Here is an 18,194-nt window from a genome sequence, read left to right on the forward strand (position 1 = left end):
AGACACATTCGCCGCATCGGAGAGATGGTCATGATCAAGAAAGTGCTGCTTTTGAACGGGCCGGACGACCGAATCAACTCGGTGATGATCCGGAGCGGAGACAGGTGGCCCCACCGGCTGCCGCGCAAGATCACCAAGCAGGTGCCCCACGCCTACCCTTTCTGGCTCGCCCAGTGCGGCGCCCTGCTGAAGCACCGGGGCTATGAGGTCCTCTATGTCGATTCGATCGCCGAGGGCCTGGGTATCGACGGCACGGTGGAGCGGTTTCTGGAGGAGCGTCCGGATCTCGTGGTCGTCGCCACCTCCACACCGACGATCCACACCGACCTCTTGATGGCCCGGCTGGCCAAGGAGAAGACGGGGGCGGCCACGGTGCTGGTCGATACCCACGTGACGGTCTTCCACCAGGAGCTGGTGGCCGAGCCGTTCGTCGACGCCGCCGTGCGGGGCGAGTTCGAGGTGGCCATCCCCGACCTGGCCGACGCGCTCAACTCCGGCGGAGATCTCGCGTCCGTTCCGGGTGTGACCTGGAAGCGGGCGGGTGACGTGGTGGTCAATCCGGACAGGCCGTTGATCTGGGATCTCGATGAATTGCCCTGGCCGGACCGCGACCTCGTGCCGGGGGACCAGTACATCGTGGGGCTGCGCACGCAGGATCCCTGCTTCATGGTGATGGCGAGCCGGGGCTGCCCGTTCCGCTGCACGTTCTGCCTGTGGGTTCCGGTGATGTTCAACAACAAGGTTCGATTCCGCAGCGTGGAGAAGGTGGTGGACGAGATCGTTCACCTCCAGGAGCGCTACGGGGCCCGGGAGGTGTTTTTCCACGACGACACCGTCAACGTGACCGTGAGGCGCGTCGAGGAGATCTGCAATGAGATTCTCCGCCGCGGCGTGAAGATAGGCTGGATCGCCAACTTCCGCGGCGACCAGACGACGTCCGAACTGTTCCGGCTGATGAAGAAGGCCGGCTGCACGAAGATCCTGCTGGGCGTCGAGAGCGGTTCCCAGAAACTCCTGGATGAGACGATCGACAAGGAAATCACGCTCAAGGAAGTGGAGGACACCATCCGCTGGGCCAAGGAGGCCGGGATCAGGGTCCACTGCACCTACGCGCTCGGCGCTCCGGGAGAGACGAGGGAGACGCTGCGGGAGACCCTCGAGTTCATCAAGAAGACCGAGCCGGACGACATCCAGGTCAGCCTGATGACCCCGATCCCGGGGACTCCGTACTACGAGAAGGTGAAGCACCAGGTGGCCGACTGGCACGACTTCGACGGAGTCTCCGGGCGTTCCTGGTGCGACCTGTCGACCGCCGAGCTCAAGAACGCCATGAATCGCATCTACATCGAGCACTACCTGACGCCGCGGCGAATCCTGAAGCGTGTGTCCAGGATCCGCAACGTCTACGACATCAAGGAGAACTGGCGGCAGTTCAAGGCGTTCCTGAGCCGCTACGCCGCCACCGGGCTGCCCCGGCCGATCGGTACCCCGTTCGAGGGACAGGAGCAGGCGTGAAGATCGCTGTCCTGTGCGGGCGATATCCTTATTCCGGTGCCGGAGTCATCGCGCGGGAGTCCGCCGAGGAGCTGGCCCGCCGGCATGAAGTCACCTTCATCCACGGCGGCGAATCGGAGTCGGATCGCCGGGAGGGGGCGCTCCGGGTGATCTCCCTGACGATGCCCCCGGCTGAGGGGCAGGGTGCGTCGCACCTCTACTGGAGCCCCGCCCTCGTGCGGAGACTCCGGCGGACGCTTGATTCGCTGAACCCCGACCTGATCCACTTCCACATCATCCAGGGTCGGAGTTTCTCCCTGGCTTCGCTGCTCCTGTCGAGGCGACGCCGGGCATTCTGGACGATCCACGATCAATGGCCGCTGTGCGTTCGATCGGTGCCGGAACCCCCGTCGTGCGAGGGGATGAAGCGGTTCTGCCTGTTCTGCACGGCGTGGCCGGGCCTCTCCGTCGCGAACAAAGTGCTCAAGGAAGCGGTCTTCGCGGCCTCCAGGCTGGAGGTGGTGGTTCCCTCCCGCTGGCTCGGCGACCTTCTCCGTTACTCCTTCCTGGGGAGGAAGCGGGTGCACGTCGTCTACAACGGGATCGATCTGGACCTGTTCCGACCGGCCGGGATGGAGGGACGCGCTCCGGCGGGGAGACCGCCGACCCTTCTCTACGTGGCCGGTCCGAACAACAGCACGAAGGGGATCGCCGAGCTCCTGCCGGCCTTCCTTCGTCTGCGGGAAAGGTATCCCGGACTCCGGCTGAGGGTCGTGGGGGATCCGCCGGAGGGGATCGCCGGCGAGGCAGGAGTCGAGATCACCGGCAGGGTCCCCAGGCAGGAGATGCCGGACGAATACAGGCGGGCCGATCTGTTCGTCCTCCCGACGCTCTCCGACAACACGCCGGTCACCCTGATGGAGGCGATGGCCTCCGGCCTGCCGGCTGTAGCGACCGCGGTCGGAGGCATTCCGGAGCTGGTGGTCCCCGGAGTCACTGGACGGCTGGTGCCCCCCGGCGACGTTCCTGCATTGACGGCCGCGCTGGAAGGGCTCCTCTTCGACACCGACGTGAGACGGCGGATGGGAGCGGCGGGCCGGAGCGTGGCCGAGACGAGATTCGCAAGACAGCGCATGGTTTCGGAGCTCGAGGAAATTTATGGCGTGGCCCGGGGGCAGACGCAGGGGACGGCGCCCCTGCCCACCTTGCCGGCGGCCGTTTGCGGAGGACAGCGATGAAAGCGGTGATTCTCGCCGGGGGCCAGGACACGCATCTGGTGCCTCTGGTCCGGACGGTGCCCAAGCCGCTCCTGCCGGTGGCCAATCGTCCGATGGTGGAATACGTGCTGGCTCTGTTGAAAGAGAGCGGGATCCGCGAGGTCGCCCTGACGGTGAACGCGGCCGAGCATCCCTTCGAGGATGTTCTGGGGGATGGCCGCCGGCTCGGGATGCGTCTGCATTACTCGCGTGAGGAGGTCCCCCGGGGGACGGCGGGATGCCTGCCGCCCCTGGCCGACTTCCTGGGCCGGGAGCCCTTCATCGTGCTTCACGGGAGCCTGTTCCTGAACACCGACCTCAAGACCCTCATGGAATTTCACCAGTCCCGGAAGGCCCTCGCCACCCTGGGAGTCCGGCGGGTCACCAACGGATCCCGCGACTGGCACCATCTGGAATTGCGGCTCGGAGCCGGGGACCGCGTCGAGGGGATCACGGTCCGCAACCTGTCGGACCGCGAAAAGAATTCCCCTGTGCCCGCGGGGCTCTATGTCTTCGATCCGGCGGTCCTGCCCCTGATCGAAAAGGGGATCTACTACGACATCAAGGAACAGCTGCTTCCCCAGCTGCGTCAGGATGGGAAGCGGGTGTTCGCCTGCGAGATCAAGGGATACTGCCGGAACGTCCTTGAGATGAACGACTACCTGAAAGTCAATCGATCCGTTCTCCGTGGTGAAGTGAACGGTTATCGATTCGAGGGCCAGATCGCCGATGGAATCTGGGTGGGAGGAGGCAGCGAGGTCTCGCCGACGGCCACCCTCCACGGACCGGTGATGATCGGCCGGGACTGCGTCATCGGTTCCGGAGTCCAGATCATCGGTCCGACCTGTATCGGGGACGGCTGTTTCGTGGAGGAGGGGGCCTTCTTGAGGGAAAGCCTGCTTCTTCCGGGAGCCCGCGTGGAGCGGAATTCCAGAGTCGAGGGGTGCGTCCTCGCGGCCGATACGGTGATCTCCCCGAACCAGGCCCTCCGCGAGGTGGTGGCGATCCCGGAGGATCTGGACGTCGGTGAGCTCGACCTGGCCGACGCCGAAATGTTGATCCAGGGCGTGGCGGCCACCGCCGGCAGCTACGCCCAGAGCCAGCTCCGCTACGCGCTCTACCGGACGTTCAAGAGGGGATTCGATCTGGCCACGGCCCTCTTCGGCCTGGTCGTGATGTCGCCGCTGCTCCTGGCGGTGGCCCTGGCCGTCAAGTTCACCAGTCCGGGGCCTGTCTTCTTCCGGCAGCGGCGGTGCGGCCGCCACGGCCGGGAGTTCGGCATGGTCAAGTTCCGGACGATGGTCAAGGACGCAGAAGCGATGCAGGCCCAGCTCCGTCCCCTCAGCGAAGTGGACGGGCCGGTCTTCAAGATCGAGAACGACCCGCGTTCCACCGTCCTCGGGCGGCTCCTGCGCAAGTACAGCATCGATGAGGTGCCCCAGCTCTGGAACGTCCTGAAGGGGGAGATGAGCCTGGTCGGTCCGCGGCCGCTGGCCTCCCGGGAGATGCAGTTCTGTCCGGCCTGGCGCGACGTGCGGCTCAAGGTGCGGCCGGGCATCACCGGCCTGTGGCAGGTCAATGGCCGCAGCAAGACCTCGTTTCACGATTGGATCCGGCTGGATGTCGAATACGTCCAGGAGCAATCAATCCTGCGGGATTTTCAGATACTCTTGAAGACTCTCAGCGTGGTCCTCCGGGCGCTGGGGTCTTTCTGACGAGGGAACTGAATGGCTGACGAAGTTCATCAGGAACAGCAATTCGATTTCCAGGGCTACCTCCAGGTCCTCTGGAGACGGAAGTGGCTCGTCATCGGCTTCACCGCGGCGCTGACCGTGGCGGTGGGAGTCGGTACCTACTTCCAACCCAAGGTCTACGAAGCGAAGATGACTCTCCTGGCGGGACGGGAGAGCCCTCGCCTGTTGACCTCCGATCCGATCCCGGGCGAGCGTTTCGGTCAGAGGGACTACCTCAAGACCCAGGCCGCCATCCTGACCAGCCGAAGCCTGCTGCAGGAGGCGGTCAAGCGGCTGATGAAGGAGGGCTTTTACGGGCTGGTGGATCCGGCGCGGCTGGAGGAGAAATCATCCGGCGCGGCCACGGAGCTCCAGCGCCGGGTCCGGGTCCAGACCGCGGACGACACGCAGCTCATCACCGTCTTCGTGACAGGAGGAATTCCGGACCGGGTCGCTCGAATCGCCAATGCCATCGCCGACGAGTACGCCGACAGCAATGAGGAATCGAGGGTGTCCATGGCGAACCAGGCGGTCGCCTGGCTCACCACCAAGCTCGCCGAGCAGAGAACCAAGCTGGCGGCGGCGGAGGAGGATCTTCGGGTCTACAAGGACAAGGAGAAAATCGTCGCGCCGGATGACGCCGATCCATTCTCGACGTTCAACCTGAGCCGGCTCAACGACGAGTACCTCACCACCCGGTTCCAGCGGATGGAGAAATCGACCCGGCTCGCCACGATGAAGAAGAATCGGACGACACGCTCGGCGCGAGGCCACAGCTCGGCGGCCGAGTCACTGGACGCCGAGATTCAGAGAAAACTGCGGGAGAGCCTGGAAGCCGATTACGTCCAGGCGCAGGTGGACTTGCGGAATCTGTCGCAGCGATACGGCGAGGAACATCCCGATATCATCACCCTCAAGGAGAAGGTTGCAAGGATCGCGAAGGAGCTCGAGAGCCTCGGGGAGCCGACCGCACGCCCCGAAGCGCCGCCGCAGGTCACGGAGTCCCAGATCGCGGATCTCCAGGCCGAGGTGACCGCGCTGACCCAGAAGGAGTCGGCCCTCTCCCAGGCCCTGGATGCCCACAAGGCGCAAGCCCGAACGCTCTCGAGGACTGCGGTGGGGTACTCTTTCCGCAAGCAGACGGTTGATTTGAACCGGCAGACCTACAACGACCTCCTCAGCCGTCTCAACGATGCGCAGCTCTCCAGCCAGATCAAGGCCACCGCCGTCAAGGTCCTGGACCGGGCCGAGCCCCCCCGGTCTCCGATCGAGCCACAGCCCGTGAGGAATCTCACAGTGGCGCTCCTGCTGGGGCTGGTCCTGGGGGTGGGTCTGGCCAGCCTCGCGGAAAACCTGGACCGTCGAATCAAGGATCCCGAAGATGCGGTCCGCTACCTCCGTCTGCCGCTCCTCACCGTGATCCCCGGTTTCGCCCTCAGCCGAGGCGTGGGGAAAGCCGAGGGGAAGGCCAGACTCGTCACCATCGATGAGCCGCGGTCCCACCCCGCCGAATGCTATCGGAACCTCCGGACCTCGATCCTGTTCTCGACCGGACGCCCCGTTCCCAAGACGATCCTGATCACGAGCGCGGTGGGCGGCGAGGGGAAGTCCACCACCTCCGCCAACCTTGCCGTGGTCATGAGCCAGAGCGGCCGGAAAGTCCTGCTCATCGATGCCGATCTTCGTCGTCCTTCCCAGCATCGCTACTTCGCGCGCAAGGGGTCGGGAGGCATCGTCCGTCTCCTGAAGGAGTCCTGCCGTCCCGAGGACGCCGTTCAGCACTCATTCGTCGAGAACCTGGACGTCCTCCTGTGTCACGAAATTCCGGCCAACCCCTCCGAGTTGCTGGGGTCGGAGCGGATGCGCGAGGTGATCGAGCACTTCAGAAGTCACTATGACGCCGTGGTCATCGACTCCCCCGTGATCATCTCGGTCCCCGACACCCTCATCCTGGCGTCACGGTCGGAGGCGGTCATCATGGTCCACCGGCCCGGCGCCGCGGCCCGGGACATGGTCCGGCACGCGCGCGAAAAGCTGGACGAGGTGAAGGCCAACATACGGGGCCTGGTCCTGAACAGCGTCGACCTCGAGGCGGGTCGCTACGCCTATTCGTACCATCGTTATTACGGCTACGGGACCGAGGAAGAAGGGAAGGTCCAGCAAGGCCGAGCGGGGAAGAAGGCTTGAAGGTCGTCATCCAGATCCCCTGTCTGAACGAGGAGACCACCCTCCCGCTCACTCTCGCCGGCCTGCCCCGGGCGCTGCCCGGAGTCGACGCCGTCGAAGTGCTGGTGATCGACGATGGGAGCACGGACCGGACCCTTGAGGTCGCACGGCGGATGGGTGTGGCCCATGTCGTGGTGCTCCCCCGGCATCAGGGGCTGGCCGCAGCATTCCGGGCCGGTCTCGAGACGAGCCTGAAGCTGGGGGCCGACATCATCGTGAATACGGACGCCGACAATCAATACGACGCCCGCGACATCGAGAGTCTGGTGCGCCCGATCCTCGAAGGCAGGGCCGACATGGTCGTGGGGGATCGCCAGGTGCAGGGGATCCGGCACTTCTCGGTCATCAAGAAGCTTCTGCACCGACTTGGGGACCGGGTGATGCAGGGGCTCTCCGGGATCGAGCTTCTCGATTCCACGAGCGGGTTCCGGGCCTACAGCCGGGAGGCGGCGCTGCGACTCAACGTCTTTTCGAAATTCACCTACACCCTGGAGACCCTGATCCAGGCCGGCAAGAAGAATCTCACGGTGGCTCACGTCCAGGTCAGGGTCAACGAGAAACTGAGGGAGTCCCGTCTCTTCCCGGGTCTCTGGTTCTACCTGAAGCGGTCCGCCAGCACCATGGTCAGGATCTACTCGATGTACGAGCCCCTGAAAGTATTCTCCTACCTGGGAGTCCTGGTGAGTGGAGTCGGAGCGGTGCTGCTGCTGCGGTTCCTCTACTACTTCCTGACCTCGGAAGGACCGGTCGGCAAGCTCCAGTCGCTGCTCACCGGCGCCATCCTGCTGGCGATGGGGCTCCTGCTCGGCCTGATAGGAATCGTCAGCGATCTCATCGCGGCGAATCGGCAAGTGGTGGAGGACATCCAATATCGAATTCGCCGGATGGAGCTCGGAAGCCCCCGGATCTCAGGGGAGAGAGCCGAGGAACAGTCTCCGGAAACCTCCCGTCCGACGGCGGTGGCGGGGAGAGAGACGTGATCTCCAGAAGAATCCTCCTGACCGGCGGAGCCGGATTCATCGGATCGCACCTGGCATCGGCGCTTGTCGAGCGGGGTCATCGTGTGCGGGTGCTGGACGTCATGGATCCCCAGGTCCACGGCGCCGTCCCGAGCCGCCCTCAGTCTCCCGGAGTCGAGATCATCCGGGGGGACCTGCTGGACGCCGAGACGCTGAACCGCGCTCTGGATGGCGCGGAGGTGATCTTCCACCATGCCGCCGCGGTAGGAGTGGGGCAATCGATGTACGAAGCGGCCGGCTACACCCGTGTCAACAGCCTGGGGACGGCGATGCTGATGGAGAGGGTCGCCCGGGCGGGCTCACGGGTCGAGAAGGTGATCGTCGCCTCCTCGATGTCGATCTACGGGGAGGGGCGATATCGCTGCACCGCCTGCGGACCGGTGGCGCCGGAACAGCGCGGTCGGGAGCGGCTCCTTTCCGGAAAATGGGAGCCTGCCTGCCCGGCCTGCGGTCGGGATCTGGCACCACTCCCCACCGACGAATCCAAACCGCTCCGCCCCACCTCGGTATACGGAGTGACGAAACGGAGCCAGGAGGAGACGGTGCTGGTCATGGGAAAATCCTACGGAATACCGGCCGTGGCGCTGCGCTACTTCAATGTCTACGGCGCGGGACAGGCCCTCTCCAATCCGTATACCGGCGTGGCGGCGATCGTCTCCAGCCGTCTGCTCAACGGCAAGCCGCCGTGTCTTTTCGAGGATGGGGAACAGGGGCGCGACTTTGTTCATGTCAGCGACATCGTTCAGGCGAACCTTCTGGCGATGGAGAAGAGCGAAGCCGATTTTCAGGCCCTCAACGTGGGGACGGGAACGCTGACCTCGGTGCGGGAGCTCGTACGCGGCCTGACCCTGAGACTGGCGCCGGATCGGGATCTGGGACCGAAGATCCTGGGAACCTTCCGGGAAGGGGACATTCGACACTGTTACGCCGACATCACGCAAATCCGGACCCGGCTCGGGTACGAGCCAAGGGTGCCGCTGGAGAAGGGATTCGACGATCTTGCTGATTGGGCCAGGACCCAGGAGGCCCTGGACCGGTTCGATGTGGCCAACGCGGAGCTGGTCTCCCGGGGGCTGGTGATCGGAAGCTGAAGAGGGGAGACACAGCAATGTTCAGAGCACTGGTGACAAATCCACCCTGGCCCGGCGAGGGGTACGGAGCGAGAGCCTCCGTCCGATGGCCGCATAAGCGGAAGGACAAGAAACTGGAGTATCCGATCTTCCTGTCCTACGCGGTGGCGCTGGCGCGTGAAGCCGGGGTCGAAACGAGCTTCCTGGACGGAGTCTGCGACGAGCTCGGGATCGAGGAGTACGCCGTCCAGGTGAGCCGGCTGGCGCCCGACTTCATCGCCATGGAATGCTCGACGCCGTCCATCGACCACGATCTGGCCTCGGTGCGGAGGATCAAAGAGCTCCGGCCGCAGACCTTCGTGGCCTTGATGGGTCCCCACGCCACCTATTTCCACAGGGTGCTTCTGGAAGAGCACCCGGAGGTGGACGCCATCATCCGCGGCGAGTTTGAAGTCACGATCCGGGAGACCGCTCTCGCCCTGAAGAACGGCACGCCGCTCTCCCAGGTCGCGGGCCTGACCATCAGGGAGGGATCCTCGATCCAGGTCACGCCGGATCGGCCGTTCGATTTCGACCTCGACAGCTGGCCCTATCCGGCCCGGGACATCGTTCCCATCGAAAAGTACCAGACCGCCCAGTACCAGGGAACGAACGGAACCTTCATGCTCTCCAGCCGCGGATGTCCTCACCGCTGCACGTTCTGCCTGTGGCCGGGAACGATGGTAGGCCGGGACTTCCGCGCCCGGAAGGCGGAGGCGGTCGTCGACGAGATGGAGCATCTGGTCAAGCACTACGGCGTGGACGACATCTATTTCGACGACGACACCATGACCATCGATCGCGAGCGGCTTCTCAGGATCTGCCGGCTCATCCAGGAGCGGGAGCTCAAGGTTCACTGGATCGCCATGGGCCGGGTCGATACGGTGGACGAGGAGCTCCTGAGGGAGATGCGCAAGGCCGGCTGCGACAACATCTACCTGGGAGTGGAATCGGGCTCGAAGGAAATCCTGAAGCGGCTCAAGAAGGGAATTCAGCTGTCCCAGGTCGAGAAGGCGTTCCAGGTCGCCCGGAAAGCCGGGATCAAGACACAGGCTTTCTTCATGCTGGGAGGGCCGGGGGAGACGAAGGAGACCCTGAAGGAGACCATCGATTTCGCCGTCCGCCTGGATCCCGACAATGCGCAGTTCGCGGCGGCCGTACCGTACCCCGGAACCGAGATGTACGAGGAATCTCTGAGGAAGGGGTATCTGAAGGCCGCCACCTGGGAAGACTACGCGGCCCGGGACATCGTTCTGGAAACCGAGACCCTGACCCGGCTGGACCTGGAAAAGGCGCGTCTGGAGGCGTACCGCCGGTTCTATCTCCGTCCGCGCTTCATCCTGCGCACGGCCTTGAGACTGACGAGCGCCCGGGAGTTCCGCCGCGTCCTCCGCGGGACCCTCTCCATCGTCAGTCGACTCGCCTACTTCTCCAGGAACGTGAGGAGGAAAACCCGGGGAGCGCCATCCGGCACCCTGGAGCACGCCTGAAGATGACCGTCTGCTATTGGGGAACGTACGACTCCGACTATCCGCGCAACCGGATCCTGATGGCCGGATTGCGGGCCAGCGGGGTGGAAGTGCGGGAGTGTCACTTCCCGCTCTGGAAAGACACCTCGCAGAAGCTGGGGCATGCCCGGTCGGCGTGGCTCAGGCCGGGCCTGCTCCTCCGCTGGGCGCGCGCCTACGGGTCCCTGTCGGCGCGCTTTCTGACATCGCCCCGGCCGGACTTCCTGTTCGTGGGCTACTCGGGCCACTTCGATGTGTTCCCGGCCTGGGTCCTCAGCCGCCTGCGGAGAGTACCGCTGATCTTCGACGCCTTCCTGAGCCTCTACGACTCGCTGGTTCTGGATCGGAGCGCGGTCGCCCGGGAGGGTCCGAAGGCGAAGTTCCTGGCCTGGGTGGATCGGACCGCCTGCCGCCTCGCGGACCGGGTCCTCCTCGACACGCGGGCGCATGTGGAGTTTTTCCGCGAGACCTTCGCTCTGCGCGCGGAGAAATTCTGGGTGCTGCCGATCGGCGCCGATGACCGGGTCTTCCGCCCCGAAGCGGCGTCTCCGCGCAACGGGCGTCCCTACACGGTGCTTCACTTCGGACGGTATATTCCCCTGCACGGCCTCGAGACCGTGGTGCGCGCGGCCAGACTCCTGGAGGAGAACGGCGTCCCATGCCGATTCCTGCTGGTTGGGGATGGAGAAGAGAGGGACAAGGTCGAGGCGCTGGCCGGCGGGCTGGGAGTACGCTCCCTGGAATTCCGGGGATCGGAGTCCCCGGAGAGCCTGGCCGCAACAATTCGTGAGTCCGACCTCTGCCTGGGGATTTTCGGCGAGACCGGGAAGGCTTCGCGCGTGGTTCCGAACAAGGTCTACGAGGCCCTGGCAGCGGGGAAGCCCGTGATCACGGGTGACTCTCCCGCCGCCCGGGAGCTGCTGACGGACGGGGTGGACTGCCTGCTCTGCCGGCGCGGCGACCCCGCGGCGCTCGCCGATGCCATCCTGCGCCTCCGGAACGACGGGGCGATGGCGGAGCGGCTGGCCCTCGCCGGCAGGAGGCGGTTCCAGGAGAAGGCCTCCCCTGCGGTGATCGGGCGCGAGCTTTTGGAACGACTGAGGGAGTGGGAAGGAAGACGTGAGCATGCGGCCTGATCGTCCCGCTCCACGCGAGTGGAAATGGGTTCTCGCCCTCCTGGGTCTGGCGCTGGCGCTCCGGGTGGGATTTGTGCTGCTCGAGCAGCCTGGATTCTACTTCGAGGATTCTCTGGACTATGACCGCGCCGCCCGGGCCTTCCTCGAATCCGGGCACTTCGACGCCCGATACTACCGTTTTCCGCTCTACCCCCTGGTGATGGCCGCAAGCTACCGGATGTTCGGTCCAGGTCTGACGCCGCTGCGAATCATCCAGGCCCTTTTCGGAGCCGCCACCTGTCTCTGCGTCTGGACGCTGGGGCGACGGCTGTTCGGAGTTCGCGCCGGGCTTCTGGCGCTCTTCGGGGCTGCCGCTTTTCCGGTCCACGTGGTCCTGACCGGGATCGAGTATCCCGTGGTCCTCGGGACTTTCCTGGTGTGGTGGGTGCTGGCGCTCCTCCCCTGGGACAAGTCAGGGGAGGCCGAGCCGACCGTCCGACTGGTCCTGGCGGGAGTCGGAGTCGCCCTCTCCGCGATGCTCTTCGAGGGGGGATGGGTCCTGGGCATCTTTCTGTTAATCTGGATGCTCTACGGGCAGAGAGCCCGGGCCGCCGGCGTGCGCTCCTTGACGGTCGTCGGGTTCGTCTCTCTTCTGGTGCTGGTGCCATGGCTCTACGGGATGAAGAGGAGCGGAGACTACAGGGCCCTGGTCCTGCGCCCCGGTCTCCATCTCCCCGCCGCCCCCGGGGTGGATCCTCCTCTGTGGGAGGGAAGCGGCGAAAACCTTCTGATGTCCAAGCTCTCGGGCCTGGCCCGGAATCCCTGGTGGACAGTGCGCTATGTCTGGGCCGAGTTCCTGCACTTCTGGGATCCCTATCCCGACCGGCTCGCGTCCGCCGACAGGAGCTTTCGGGAGAAGCTTCACGAAAAAGACCCGCGGATGGCGGTGGACAATTCACTGGTCGGGAATTCCTCGCGGGCTCTGTACGCTGCGGGATTCAGCGCCCTGCTGCTGGCCGCTGCGATCGGCGCGCTGGTCGCGTGGCGCGCGGTTCCCGGGTCCGCGTTCCTTGTCGTGTGGCCGATCACGCTCGGGGCCTGTTACGCCCCCTTCTTCACCCAGATGCGTTACCGGATCCCGGCGGATCCAGCCTTCATTCTCCTGGGAGCCTATGTTGTGGATTTGACGCTCAAGAATTCGTTATGGGGAGAGATACGCGGGTCTTTGAAGGCTCTCTGGCAGGGGTGGAAGCGAATCGCGGAGAAGATTGCGACGGTTCAGACGTTCATTCTTCTCGTCCTGCTGTTCGTGGTCGGACTGGGCCCCATCGCATTGCTCATGAGGCTTTTCCGCAAGGATCCCATGCACGCGCCTGCATCGCCGGGCTCCTTCTGGGCCTTGAGGGAGCGGACACGGGAAAGGATGGACGAGTGTCTGAAACAATTCTGAAGGATGCGGAAGCGTGAACATTCTGGGTATTTCCTGTTTCTATCATGACGCCGCCGCCTGCCTCATTCAGGATGGACGCCTGGTGGCAGCGGCCTCCGAGGAACGCTTCACACGGAAGAAGCACGATGAGGGGTTCCCCCATCAGGCCATCCAGTACTGTCTCAAGGCGGGGAAGATCGAAGCGAAGGATCTGGACTACGTGGGGTTCTACGACAAGCCGTTCCTGAAGTTCGAGCGGCTCCTCTCGACCTATCTGTCTACATTTCCACGAGGGTTCCGTTCCTTCTCCAAGGCGATGCCGGTGTGGTTGAGGGAGAAGCTCTGGATCCCTCAACTGATCCGGAAGGAGCTCAAGTACGAAGGGAAGGTCCTGTTCACCGAGCACCACCTTTCGCATGCCGCCAGCGCCTTCCTCGTGAGCCCGTTCAAGGAAGCGGCCATTCTCACCGTGGACGGCGTGGGGGAATGGGCCACGGCGAGCTACGGCGTGGGACGGGATCGGGAGATCGATCTCTTCAAGGAGATTCGATTCCCTCATTCCCTGGGGCTCCTCTACAGCGCGTTCACCTACTACCTGGGATTCAAGGTGAACAGCGCCGAATACAAAGTGATGGGTCTGGCGCCCTATGGTGTTCCCCGTTACGTGGACCAGGTGAGGCAGATCATCGAGATCAAGGATGACGGAAGCTTCGAACTGGACATGCGCTTCTTCTCCTACCACCACGGCCTCAGGATGGTGAACGGCCGCTTCTCGGCGCTCTTCGGAGGGCCTCCACGCGACCCCGAATCCAAGCTGGACCAGAGGCACAAGGACATCGCCGCGTCGGTGCAGAAGGTCACCGAGGAGATCATGCTCAAGATGGCGTCCTGGCTGCACCGCGAGACGAAAATGGAAAACCTGTGTCTCGCGGGGGGCGTCGCCCTGAACTGCGTCGCCAACGGCCGGATTCTCCGGGAGGGTCCCTTCAAGGACCTCTTCATCCAGCCGGCCGCAGGGGACGCGGGCGGCGCGCTTGGAGTGGCGGCCTATATCTTCCACTCCCTCCTGGGCCATCCGCGAATGACCCCGATGGAGGACGCCTACCTCGGACCGGAGTACAGCGAGGAAGAGATACGGAAGGCACTGGAGCGCTATGGCGCGCCCTATCGACGCCTGGAACGGGACGATCTGGTGCGGGAGGTGGCGGCCCTCATCGAAGGGCAGACCGTCATCGGCTGGTTTCAGGGGAGGATGGAATTCGGCCCCCGGGCCCTGGGCAGCCGGAGCATCCTGGCGGACGCTCGGAACCCGGAGAACAAGGACGTCGTCAATCTGAAGATCAAGTTCCGGGAGAGCTTCCGTCCCTTCGCCCCGTCCGTACTGGAAGAGAAGATCGGCGAATATTTCGAGATCGACCGGCCCAGCCCCTACATGCTGCTCGTGGCTCCGGTCCGGGAGGGGAAGCGTGTCATCCCGTCCGTGACCCACGTGGACCACTCCGCCCGGATCCAGAGCATCAATCGCAAGCAGAACGCTCTCTACTACGACCTGATCCGCGAATTCGAGAGGAGGACGGGAGTCCCGGTGATCATCAACACCTCGTTCAACGTCCGAGGAGAACCGATCGTCTGTTCCCCGGACGACGCGTACCGGTGCTTCATGAGAACCCACATGGACTACCTGGTCGCAGGGCCCTATCTTCTGGACAAGAAGGACCAGCCTCCGTTCAAGGAGGAGAAGGACTGGCGTGATGAGTTCCAGCTCGACTAGCGGGACGAAGAAGAGAACGAGGGAGAGATGAGCCTCAAGAACTCTGTCATGGAAAAGATCCAGTTCGCCGCCGAGTTCTGGGATTTCCTGAAGGTTCGAAAGAAGTGGTGGCTCGCTCCTATCATCATTCTTTGCGCCCTGCTGGGAATTCTGATAGTCCTGACGCACGGCTCGGCCCTGGCGCCGTTCATCTACACGATCTTCTAGGTCCGGCACGGAGAGGCCCTGTTGGAACCCCCCCGGTCCCAGAGTCTGATCAGCGTGGTCGTCATCGCCCGCAACGAGGCAGCCATACTGGGGACGTGTCTCGCCGCCGTCCGCCGGGCCCTGGCGGTCCAGGGGGGTGGCGAGATCCTGCTGGTGGATTCGGCCTCCGTAGATTCGACCGCCCGGGTCGGAATCGAATCGGGGTGCCGCGTCCTCTCGGTCCGGAGGTCCTCGCGCATCTGCCCGTCCGCCATGAGGCGTCTAGGAGCCACCCGGACCGATTCCCGTTACATTCTCTTCCTGGACGGCGACTGTGAGCTCGAGCGCGAGTTCCTCCCGGCCGCCCTTGCTGCGATGGAATCCAACCCGTCGCTGGGCGTGGTGGCGGGGCGCCGCCGCGATTTCTATCGCACGGGGCAGGCTCTCGTTCCCTCCGAGCAGGAGTATTACAGCGGACCGGACGATCCCTCCGCCTCTGCATCTCCCGGTTACGGTGGTTGCGCCCTCTACCGTCGTCGTGCCCTGGAGGACGCAGGATCCTTCGATCCGTTCCTGAGGGCCAAGGAAGAGGAGGAGCTCGCCCAGCGGATCCGGGCGGCCGGGTATCGAATCGAGATCCTTCAGGTGCCGATGATCCGGCATATGACCGTCCCGAGGGAGAGCGTCAGACGGCTCCTGCGCTCTTTCAAGCACGGCTTCTTCATCGGACGGGGACAGGCGGCAAGGATCTTCCTTTCCCGCAGAGAGGTTCGGGCGGCCTTCCGAGGGCTTGATCGTGTGTTCCTCACGCTCCTGCACCTGATTCTCGGCGCCCTCTGCTTGTGGGCGGCGTGGGAGGGGATCGGCTGGCCGATCCTGGCCTGGCTCGTCTTTTCCCTGACCGCCTTCACAATCTTCGTCCTCCGCAGCCGCAGTCTTCCTCGGGCGGCGTATTACGTCCTGGAGTGGCTGGTTCAGGGCGCCTGTCTCCTGATCGGTCTCCTGGCGCCCCGGCGATCGGCCGACTCTTTCTGGTGGGAAGGGGAGGAATGGCCCGCCACGAGGAGGAGTCTTGTCTGTTTGCCCAAGGTTCTCCTCGCGGGGCCCCTCCCCGAGCCGCCCTACCGGGGTGGCGTGGAGAAGGGAGTGGCCCAGCTCCTCCAGGGAGACCTCGGTCGCCGGAGCTCCATGCGGTTGTTCAACACGCACCGCGTTCCAGATCCCTCCCGGTCCTTCCTGACGAGGCTGGCCTATCAGTCTGGAATGATCCGTCGCTTCAGGAGAGAGCTGAAGACAGAGCCTCTGGATCTCGTTCACGTGAAGACCAGCAGCGGCATCAATTTTCACCAGAACGCCCTGTACGCCCTGGTGGCGAGGCTGTCGGGGGTCCCGGTTCTACTGCAGATTCACAGCGGTCGATTCGAGACCTTCTACCGGGGAAGCGTCCTTCCGCTGCGGGTCTGGATCCGTTCGACCCTGTCGCGCTGCCGGCGGGTCGCCGTTCTCTCCAACTCGTGGGCGCAACGCGTGGCGACCATCGCTCCGAAGGCACGGATCCGCGTGGTGCCCAACGGGCTTGGAGAAGACGAGGCGGCTCGCCTGGGCAGCGGCGGGGAAATCCGTCCCAACCAGGTTTTTTTTCTGGGCACCGGGCGGGAGGAATTGAACAGGGACAAGGGGCTGGAGGATGTCCTTTCGGTCCTGCCGGAACTCGCGCGGAAGCATCCCCAGAGCCGCTGGATTCTCGCGGGGCTCCAGAACGCGGAGGAGACCTACGCACGGCTTCGACGCGAGGGGATCGACCCGGAAGGGAAGGAGCAGCGCGTGTTCTGCCGGGGTCCTGTGGATCATCCGGAAAAGTGGGATCTCCTCAGGGCGAGCGCCATCCTGGTCCTCCCGTCCTATTTCGAGAACATGCCCAACATCCTCCTCGAAGGAATGGCGGCAGGCCTGGGGGTCGTGGCGACGGACGTGGGCGCAATTCCAGAAATGCTCGGCTACGGGGAGGGGGGCCTTCTCATTCCCCCCGGAGATGGACCGGCGCTCTCGAGCGCTCTGGACCGGCTGCTGTGTTCTCCCGCCCTGGTGCGTGCCCAGGGAAAGAGAAATCGAACCGTGGTCGTGCGGGATTACAGCATGTCGATCGTCGAGCGCAAGCTGGAAGCGCTCTACCTTGAAGTGGCGGGATGGCCGGTCCTGAGCGCGACCGAGGGCGCGCCTTCGGATGCCGTCGATGCGACGGGAGCCGGGCGCGACATGCCCGCCCCCATCCGCCCCGTGTCGGGTGCATGAGCGCCTCACAGGTCTTCGGGAGCGCCCGAGGTCAAGTCGCCGGTGCCGACGTCGCGCCGAGCCGCCGCTGGGTGTTCATCACCTGGTACCCCTACTGCCGCAGGAGCGACGCCCTGGCGGAGCAGTTGGGGGCCCCGTCGTACCTGGTCCATTACCTCAGGTTCAAGGTCCCGCACCTGGCCCCCTTCAAGTATGTTCTCCAGGGGCTGAAGACCGCCTGGATTCTCCTGCGCGAGCGGCCGGACGGGGTGCTGGTCGCGAATCCTCCGGTGGTGGCCCCGCTGGTCGTCTGGCTCTGCTCGTTGCTTCTGCGTTGCCGGTTCATCGTGGACGCCCATTCGGGGGCCTTCCAGCACGCGCGCTGGAGCTGGTCGTTGCCCCTGCAGAGGTTTCTCGCGCGGCGGGCCCAGGCCACCATCGTCACCAACTCCCACATGGCCGCCGAGGTGCGGTCATGGGGAGGCAGGGTGGAGATGGTGCAAGACCTGGCGCTGAACCTCGATCCCGCGGGGGCAAGCACCCGGCGCGGAGAGTTCCACGTGGTCTTCGTCTGCACGTATTCGGTGGACGAGCCGGTGGAGGCGGTGGCGGAGGCCGCGCGGCGTCTCCCCGGCGTTCAGTTCTCCTTCACCGGAGATCCGTCGTATGCCCCCCGGAAGGTCAGGGACCGGGTTCCCTCCAACGTTCACCTGACCGGGTTCATCCCGGACGCCGACTACCTGGCTCTACTCCGGGGCGCCGACGCGATCCTTGTCCTGACCCGGGAGGATCACACCATGCAGCGGGGCGGGTACGAGGCGGTATCGCTCGGTAAGCCGCTGATCACATCCGACTGGCCGCTGCTCCGGGAGGTGTTCTCCGGTGGAACGGTGCACGTGGACAATTCAACGGAGTCGATCGTCGCTGCGGTCCTGCGAATCAAGGAGGATCCGGAGACCTTCAGGACGGACATGGCGGTGCTGAAGCGGTCCAGAGCGGTGGTCGCCGCGACGCAGGTGGGCGTGCTGCGCCGCCTCTGCCAGGCTTCTCCCGAGGGGAGGAGCGCTTGAGAGTGAC

General features: G+C 64.7%; 13 protein-coding genes. All 13 read left to right on the forward strand.

The window, feature by feature from the left end:
- The first annotated feature begins 30 nt into the window (after positions 1-30).
- From VEW47_06405 to VEW47_06465, 13 genes are read left to right on the forward strand one after another with little or no spacing between them, the layout of a single operon-like run.
- Positions 31-1,515 (forward strand): radical SAM protein, encoded by a 1,485-nt coding sequence (locus VEW47_06405; protein HYS04807.1) that lies wholly within the window; start codon positions 31-33, stop codon positions 1,513-1,515.
- On the forward strand, positions 1,512-2,732 hold the full coding sequence (locus tag VEW47_06410) for a glycosyltransferase family 4 protein (GenBank protein ID HYS04808.1): 1,221 nt from the start codon (positions 1,512-1,514) through the stop codon (positions 2,730-2,732). Before VEW47_06405 ends, VEW47_06410 begins: the two co-directional genes overlap by 4 nt.
- Complete coding sequence (locus VEW47_06415; GenBank protein ID HYS04809.1) at positions 2,729-4,465, forward strand: sugar transferase; 1,737 nt, start codon at positions 2,729-2,731, stop codon at positions 4,463-4,465. The genes VEW47_06410 and VEW47_06415 overlap by 4 nt, the downstream gene beginning before the upstream one ends.
- Positions 4,466-4,477: 12 nt before the next feature.
- Entirely contained in the window at positions 4,478-6,670 is a 2,193-nt protein-coding gene (locus tag VEW47_06420; protein HYS04810.1) for a polysaccharide biosynthesis tyrosine autokinase, read from the forward strand.
- Entirely contained in the window at positions 6,667-7,689 is a 1,023-nt protein-coding gene (locus VEW47_06425) for a glycosyltransferase family 2 protein (GenBank protein ID HYS04811.1), read from the forward strand. Before VEW47_06420 ends, VEW47_06425 begins: the two co-directional genes overlap by 4 nt.
- The gene (locus VEW47_06430) at positions 7,686-8,819 is read left to right on the forward strand and encodes an NAD-dependent epimerase/dehydratase family protein (protein ID HYS04812.1); all 1,134 of its coding nucleotides are present in this window, start codon (positions 7,686-7,688) and stop codon (positions 8,817-8,819) included. Before VEW47_06425 ends, VEW47_06430 begins: the two co-directional genes overlap by 4 nt.
- A gap of 17 nt (positions 8,820-8,836) precedes the next feature.
- Positions 8,837-10,327: a radical SAM protein gene (locus tag VEW47_06435; protein ID HYS04813.1), complete on the forward strand. Its 1,491-nt coding sequence runs from the start codon at positions 8,837-8,839 to the stop codon at positions 10,325-10,327.
- A 2-nt stretch (positions 10,328-10,329) separates the two neighbouring features.
- Complete coding sequence (locus VEW47_06440) at positions 10,330-11,481, forward strand: glycosyltransferase (GenBank protein HYS04814.1); 1,152 nt, start codon at positions 10,330-10,332, stop codon at positions 11,479-11,481.
- Complete coding sequence (locus tag VEW47_06445; GenBank protein HYS04815.1) at positions 11,471-12,910, forward strand: glycosyltransferase family 39 protein; 1,440 nt, start codon at positions 11,471-11,473, stop codon at positions 12,908-12,910. Before VEW47_06440 ends, VEW47_06445 begins: the two co-directional genes overlap by 11 nt.
- A 13-nt stretch (positions 12,911-12,923) precedes the next feature.
- Positions 12,924-14,660, forward strand: a complete 1,737-nt coding sequence (locus tag VEW47_06450) for a carbamoyltransferase (protein ID HYS04816.1) — start codon at positions 12,924-12,926, stop codon at positions 14,658-14,660.
- A 48-nt stretch (positions 14,661-14,708) separates the two neighbouring features.
- Positions 14,709-14,867 carry a DUF5989 family protein gene (locus tag VEW47_06455; GenBank protein HYS04817.1) on the forward strand — a complete coding sequence of 53 codons (159 nt, stop codon included), beginning with the start codon at positions 14,709-14,711 and terminating at the stop codon, positions 14,865-14,867.
- Positions 14,868-14,888: 21 nt separating this feature from the next.
- Positions 14,889-17,138, forward strand: coding sequence for a glycosyltransferase (locus tag VEW47_06460; GenBank protein HYS04818.1), 2,250 nt, complete (start codon positions 14,889-14,891; stop codon positions 17,136-17,138).
- Positions 17,135-18,187: a glycosyltransferase gene (locus tag VEW47_06465; GenBank protein HYS04819.1), complete on the forward strand. Its 1,053-nt coding sequence runs from the start codon at positions 17,135-17,137 to the stop codon at positions 18,185-18,187. Before VEW47_06460 ends, VEW47_06465 begins: the two co-directional genes overlap by 4 nt.
- The last annotated feature ends 7 nt before the right edge of the window (positions 18,188-18,194 follow it).

This window comes from Candidatus Dormiibacterota bacterium, from assembly GCA_035635555.1.
Lineage (GTDB): Bacteria > Acidobacteriota > Polarisedimenticolia > Gp22-AA2 > Gp22-AA2 > Gp22-AA3.

Coding starts and splice junctions, on each gene's coding strand:
- VEW47_06405 (HYS04807.1), top strand. CDS start 31: ATGATCAAGAAAGTGCTGCTTTTGAACGGGCCGGACGACCGAATCAAC.
- VEW47_06415 (HYS04809.1), top strand. CDS start 2,729: ATGAAAGCGGTGATTCTCGCCGGGGGCCAGGACACGCATCTGGTGCCT.
- VEW47_06420 (HYS04810.1), top strand. CDS start 4,478: ATGGCTGACGAAGTTCATCAGGAACAGCAATTCGATTTCCAGGGCTAC.
- VEW47_06435 (HYS04813.1), top strand. CDS start 8,837: ATGTTCAGAGCACTGGTGACAAATCCACCCTGGCCCGGCGAGGGGTAC.
- VEW47_06440 (HYS04814.1), top strand. CDS start 10,330: ATGACCGTCTGCTATTGGGGAACGTACGACTCCGACTATCCGCGCAAC.
- VEW47_06445 (HYS04815.1), top strand. CDS start 11,471: ATGCGGCCTGATCGTCCCGCTCCACGCGAGTGGAAATGGGTTCTCGCC.
- VEW47_06455 (HYS04817.1), top strand. CDS start 14,709: ATGGAAAAGATCCAGTTCGCCGCCGAGTTCTGGGATTTCCTGAAGGTT.
- VEW47_06465 (HYS04819.1), top strand. CDS start 17,135: ATGAGCGCCTCACAGGTCTTCGGGAGCGCCCGAGGTCAAGTCGCCGGT.